The 978-nt window shown below is 57.4% G+C and carries 1 protein-coding gene; it reads right to left on the bottom strand.

Going from position 1 to position 978, the window contains the following annotated elements:
- The coding region (locus AB3X86_RS38205; RefSeq protein ID WP_368599895.1) for a glycerophosphodiester phosphodiesterase family protein at positions 1-978 on the bottom strand (978 nt) is incomplete at both ends.

The following is a 978-nucleotide window of genomic DNA, read 5'->3' as shown; positions in this document are numbered from 1 at the left end:
GTGATTCATGCTGCCCTTCAGCGCTTTCAGGCTGGCTTCTGGCGCCAGCAGGTTGTTCTGCTGATTGTTCCAGTTGACCCAGTTGTTCCAGTCGTTGAGCGCCCAAGGTTTCGCACCACCGCCATCAAGATCGGCCACATTGTTGGAGGTGTACACCGGCATGATCAGCAATTGAGCCAACTCGGATTCGGTCAGCGTGCCGCCAAACTTTTGTTCATAGAAATTGGCCGTCTGCTGATAGAAGTCCCCCGGGCCGGTGAACATCCACGTTTGGAACTTGAGTACGACGTGGCTTGCCACCCATTTGCCGTAGTCGTCGCCAATGATCATCTTGTTGGCCAGCATGGCGGCGACGTCGCGGATGTTGCGTAGCTCGCGTAGGTCCAGAAAGACCAAGCCTTGATAACTGTCCTGGAATAGCTCCTGCATCGTTTCGTCAAGAGAGGATGGCCATGTTGCGTCATTGTTGGCGGGGTCGTAACAGAAACCATTGCTGTTGACCGTCAAACCATAGCCGTCGTGGCCCGTGCACATGCGTGTGTGCACAATGTCGTACCAGCTCGGGGTCTTCACGGTGGGATCGTTGCTTTCGCGCTGCCAGCGATAGATGTCCGCATACTCGGGACGATTGAGCATGCGCTTCAGCGACTGGTCGTGCATCAGATAGGGAACCAGGTCGCTGCTCTCGTACACATCGAGCTCCATACTCTCGATGTGGGCGTTCATGGTGTTGACGGCCGCGCGTTTAGTATTTTCCGCGTGGTCCACATCCACCACGCCACGGTGCGCGGCGACGATCACCGGATCGCTGGCGAGTTTTTGCAGCTCCGACGCGTTGTGGACCTTGAGAAGCTGGATCAAGGTGCTGGTGGTCTTCGGATCGGTGAGATTGAAGTAGCCGGGTGTGCCCAAGCTGACGGTGGTGGTGTTCTGCGCATGCGCGGATACCGCCATGGCAGCCGCCACGGCAGCGAGTGC

Origin of the sequence: Paraburkholderia sp. BR14374 (assembly GCF_040948685.1) — a bacterium.
Lineage (GTDB): Bacteria > Pseudomonadota > Gammaproteobacteria > Burkholderiales > Burkholderiaceae > Paraburkholderia > Paraburkholderia youngii.
The sequence above is the reverse complement of the archived record's forward strand: the minus strand, read 5'-3'. Positions and strand labels throughout refer to the sequence as shown.